General features: G+C 71.6%; 4 protein-coding genes and 1 pseudogene. 1 reads left to right on the top strand and 4 read right to left on the bottom strand.

The genetic code is table 11. The annotated features are described in order from the left end of the window. The 4 genes from DQP57_RS26085 to mptB all read right to left on the bottom strand — a co-directional run. Nucleotides 1–874: COX15/CtaA family protein (locus DQP57_RS26085; protein ID WP_133259318.1), on the bottom strand; the 874-nt coding region annotated here is incomplete at its 3' end. A 170-nt stretch (nucleotides 875–1,044) separates the two neighbouring features. Then, the gene (locus DQP57_RS26090; protein ID WP_240631896.1) at nucleotides 1,045–1,755 is read right to left on the bottom strand and encodes an ABC transporter permease; all 711 of its coding nucleotides are present in this window, start codon (nucleotides 1,753–1,755) and stop codon (nucleotides 1,045–1,047) included. Between the two features lie 77 nt (nucleotides 1,756–1,832). Further along, the gene (locus tag DQP57_RS26095; protein WP_165821910.1) at nucleotides 1,833–2,798 is read right to left on the bottom strand and encodes an ABC transporter ATP-binding protein; all 966 of its coding nucleotides are present in this window, start codon (nucleotides 2,796–2,798) and stop codon (nucleotides 1,833–1,835) included. Then, the gene (mptB, locus tag DQP57_RS26100; RefSeq protein WP_112635764.1) at nucleotides 2,795–4,498 is read right to left on the bottom strand and encodes a polyprenol phosphomannose-dependent alpha 1,6 mannosyltransferase MptB; all 1,704 of its coding nucleotides are present in this window, start codon (nucleotides 4,496–4,498) and stop codon (nucleotides 2,795–2,797) included. The genes DQP57_RS26095 and mptB overlap by 4 nt, the downstream gene beginning before the upstream one ends. 57 nt (nucleotides 4,499–4,555) lie before the next feature. Here mptB and DQP57_RS26105 point away from each other — a divergent pair. Next, a pseudogene (locus DQP57_RS26105) lies at nucleotides 4,556–4,797 on the top strand (hypothetical protein); the annotation flags it as partial.

Genomic DNA, 4,797 nt, shown 5'->3' on the forward strand with positions numbered 1-4,797 from the left:
TGCACGCCGCGGCCCCGGCCACGTGCAGGGCGACCAGCACGGCCGGAACCCCCGTGTAGTACTGCGCGGTGCCGACGGCGGCCTGGGCGACCACCAGGACCAGCAGCACCGCGAGCCGCACCAGCACGGGCCGGGCGGCACGCACCGCCAGCAGCCCGAAGCCCAGCCCCACCAGCAGCGTCAGGTAGGCGATCAGCAGCGACGAGTGCAGGTGCACCAGGGTGTCGACCTCGACCTTGAGTCGCGGCACCGTGCGGGTGGGGCTGCGATCACCGGCGTGCGGGCCGGCGGCCGTCACCAGCGTGCCGGTGACCAGCACCGCGGCCAGGTTCAGGCCGGACAACGCGGTCAGCGCGCGCAGCGGCCGGACCACGCGCTCGCGGACCACCCCGTCGTCGGGCTCGCCCACTTTCACGTAGAGCAGCACCGACAGCCACACCATCGTCATCGAGGTCAGCAGGTGGACGGCCACCGTCCACCACAGCAGCCCGGTGCGCACGGTGATGCCGCCGATCACCGCCTGCACGACGGTGGACACCGGCATCAGCCAGGCGTAGACGAGTACCTCGCGGCGCCGGCGCGCCCGCGTCACCGCCAGCACGGCCAGCGCCGCCGTGATGACCACGGCGAAGGTGACCATCCGATTGCCGAATTCGACGGCCTGGTGGATGCGCGGCACCTCGGCGTGGGCCACCGGCACGAAGCTGCCTGGAAAGCACTGCGGCCAGGTGGGGCAGCCCAGGCCCGACGCGGTGACCCGCACGATCGCGCCGGTGATCGCGATGCCGCCCTGGGTGAGGATGACGGCCGCGGCGATCAGGCGCTGCACGCCCGCGCTGGGGTTGGGCAGCAGGTCCACCACGCGCAACAGCATCCGTCCCACCACGGCCCGATCCTAAGCCACCGAAAACTACGGCCTGTAGTACGCCCGGGCGCGCCGAGACTTAAACCACGTACACCGGTCTCGGCGTGTCGTGTGCGTGGTTTAAGTGTCGCGAGTCCGACGCGACCGTCAGGTGAAGAAGCCAGGCCCGCGGGCGAGCGTCAGGTGAAGCGGAACCAGCGCAGCGCGCTCAGCGCGCCGACCGCGCCCCACGCCACCAGGACGATCACGCCGAACCAGTCCACCGACATCGTCATCGCCTGCGAGAGCGCCTCGGTGAGCGCTCCCGACGGGGTCAGCCGGGCCGCCAACTTGACCGCAGTCGGGGTGATGCCGGTTTCCAGCGTCAGCGCGCCGAGGCCGGCGAAGACGAACCACATCAGGTTGGCGACCGCGAGCACGATCTCGGCCCGCAGCGTCCCGCCCAGCAGCAGCCCCAGGGCCGCGAAAACCACGGTGCCCAGCGCGATCACGCCCGCCCCCAGTGCCAGCGCCGCCGGCGCGGGCCGCCACCCGAGCGCAAAACCGATGGCGCCCAACAGGATTGCCTGCAGGAACACCACGGTGACCACGGCCAGCGACTTGCCGGCGATGATGCCCCACACTGGCAGCGGGGTGGCCCCGAGCCGCTTGAGCGCGCCGTAGCGCCGGTCGAAGGCGACCGCGATCGCCTGCCCGGTGAACGCCGTCGAGATCACCGCCAGCGCCATGATGACCGGGGTGAACGTGGCCGCGCGGTGCTGTCCGAACGAGCCGAGCGGCAGCAGCGTCAGCCCGACCAGCAGCGTGATCGGGATGAACATGGTCAGCAGCAGCTGCTCGCCGTTGCGCAGCAACAGCTTGAGCTCCAAACCGAATTGCGCGGCAAGCATTTTCGGCACCGCGCTGGGCCGCGGATCGGGTGCGAAGGTGCCCGCGGGAAAGACGCTGGATTGAATCTCGTTGTCCGTCAAGGCCGTAACTTCCTGCCGGTGAGGTCGAGGAAGACGTCCTCGAGGCTGCGTTGCTCGACGCGCATGTCGGTGGCCAGCACGTCGATCCGCGCGCACCACGCGGTGACGGTGGCCAGCACCTGGGGGTCGACGTGGCCCTCGACCAGGTACTCACCCGGCGTCACCTCGGTCGCCTTGTAGTCCTCCGGCAGGGCGGCCGCGAGCAGGGACAGGTCCAGGCGCGGCGGGGCGCTGAACCGCAGCTGGTCCTTGGCGCCGCTGCGCATCAGCTCCGTCGGCGTGCCCGAGGCCACCGTCGCCCCGTGGTCGATGATCACCAGCCGATCGGCCAGCTCCTCGGCCTCCTTGAGCTGATGCGTGGTCAACAGCACCGTCACCCCGTCGCGGCGCAGCGCGTCGATCAGTTCCCACACCAGCAGCCGCGCGTGCGCGTCCATGCCCGCGGTGGGCTCGTCGAGGAACACCAGCTCGGGGCGGCCGACCAACGCACACGCCAGCGCCAGCCGTTGCTGCTGGCCGCCGGACAGCCGACGGTAGGTGGTGCGGGCGGCGTCGGTGAGGCCGAGCGTGTCCAGCAGCCACGCGGGGTCCAGCGGGTCGGCGGCGTAGGAGGCCACCAGGTTGAGCATTTCGCCGGCCCGGGCCGCGGGATAGCCGCCGCCGCCCTGCAGCATCACCCCGATCCGCGCCCGCAGCCGCGTGTTGTCGGCGATCGGGTCCAAGCCCAGCACCTCGATCGTGCCGGCGTCGGGGCGAACGAAGCCCTCGCACATCTCCACCGTCGTGGTCTTGCCGGCGCCGTTGGGGCCGAGCAGGGCCAGCACCTCGGCGGCGTGCACCTCGAGATCGAGGTTGGCGACAGCCTCGACGGCCGTCGAGCCGGACCCGTACGTCTTGGTGACCCCGCGCAGCCGCACCACTGTGTCGGGGGATCTGCGCGATTCTGGAAAGGCCGAGCTCACGTGGAATCAGCGTAGGCGTCGTGCGCCGGCGCCGGGCGGGGGGTCGACGGATGCTGCGGCGGTGCCGTGGTGCCGGTGACGGGTTGTCCGTTGGATTCGGGGCCCCGGACGGGCGGGCGGCGCCACGGCAGGCGGGTGTAGGTCAGCGCGATGAGCGCCACGACGATCACGGTGCTGGCCAGGGTGGCGTCGATGATCTGGAACAGCGCGAACCGGTCGCCGTTCGCGGTGGGGCCGAAGATCCCGACGACCAGGCTGATGACGATGGCCGCCACCCGGAAGCCGGTGCGGGTCGCCCAGGCGGCCAGCGGGATGATCGCCCACAGCAGGTACCAGGGCTGCACGACGGGGAACAACAGCACGGTGATGCCCAGCGCCACACCCAGCCCGCCGATCGGGTGCAGCCGGCCGCGGAAGACGGCCAGCAACAACCAGGCCACCATGACCGTGATGATCAGCACGCCGATCGCACGGGTCAGCCCCAGCACCGCGGTGGTGTGATCGCCCAGGCCCAGCAGGATGCCCACCTGCCCGGTGCCCAGCGCCAGCAGGGTCGGCGGCGACATCCAGCTGCGCACCACGTTGGCGGTGCCCAGCGTGTAGATCCAGCCGAAGCCCAGGCCGCTGGCCCAGCCCACCACCGCCATCACCGCCAGCGACAGCGCCGCCATGCCGCCGCCCGCCAGCAGCAGCGCGCGCAGGGTGCCACCGCAGCGGTAGGCCAGGGCCATCGTGACGAAGCCCAGCGCCAGCAGCGACGGCAGCTTGACCTGCGACGACAGCACGATCAGCACGGCGCCGGCGGCCAGCATCCCCAGCGGCTCCCAGTCGGGGGCGATCCTCCAGGACGAGGGCAGCAGCCGCGGGGCGTCGATGCCGCGCAACGCGAATTCCGCGCCGGCCAGCATCAGGCCCAGCATCAGCGCCTCGTTGTGGACGCCGGCCACCAGATGCATGATCAGCAGCGGATTGGCCGCGCCCAGCCACAGGGCGCTGACCTCCGCGACGCCGCAGCGCCGGGCCAGGCGCGGGGTCGCCCACACGATCAGGGCCACCCCGAGCAGCTCCACCAGGCGGTGACAGAGCACGGCGGCGACGATGTTCTCCCCGGTGATCGCCGAGATGCCGCGCCCGATCCACAGGAACAGCGGACCGTACGGCGCGGGGGTCTCGCGCCACAGCGTCGGCACGGACAGCGTGAAGATGTGGGACAGGCCCAGGCCGGAGGCCGGGCCCACCCGGTAGGGGTCCAGGCCCTCCAGCGAGATCTGGCTCTGCGCCAGGTAGGAGTAGACGTCCTTGCTGTACATGGGCGGGGCGATCAGCAGCGGCAGCACCCATAGCAGCAGGGTGCGGTCCAGGTCGCCGCGCGACATCCGCCGGCTGCCCAGCGCGAACCGGCCCAGCATCAACCAGGCCAGCGCCATCATGACCGCGCCGGTGGTGGTCATGGTCAACGACACCGTCTGGATCCGCGACGGGAGGTTGAGCAGCCGCACCCCGAAGGTGGGGTCCTGCACGACGGGACGCGCGCCGGCGCCCAGCGCGCCGATCGCCATCACCACGGTGCCGGTGGCGCCGAACAGGCGGGTGCGGCGCAGCGTGGTGAGCTCGGTATCGTTCAGCGGCGAGCCCACCGCTTGCTCGTCGCCGTGCAGACTCGCGATCGACGAGCTCAGCGTGTGGTGGCGGGCTGCCATCAGAGCAGCCTAGCCCGGCCGACGAGGCGGGCCGCACGTTGCGGACCGGTGTGAGCAGTGCAACGCCAGGACAGGGGACCCTTGCTAGACCGATCCCCGGAATTGCGTCACACTGGTGTTGTGAAAATCCGAACCAGCCCCGATGGGGCCACTGGTGTCGGCGCCGCCGCGACCGGGGTGGCGGACGTCGGTGCGCCGGTGCCGGATGGTCACACCCGCCGCGCGATCGTGCGCCTGCTGCTCGAGTCCGGATCGATCACCGCCGTCGAGATCGGCGACCGGCTGGGTCTGGCCGCCGC

It is taken from the genome of Mycobacterium colombiense (assembly GCF_003284935.1).
Lineage (GTDB): Bacteria > Actinomycetota > Actinomycetes > Mycobacteriales > Mycobacteriaceae > Mycobacterium > Mycobacterium arosiense_A.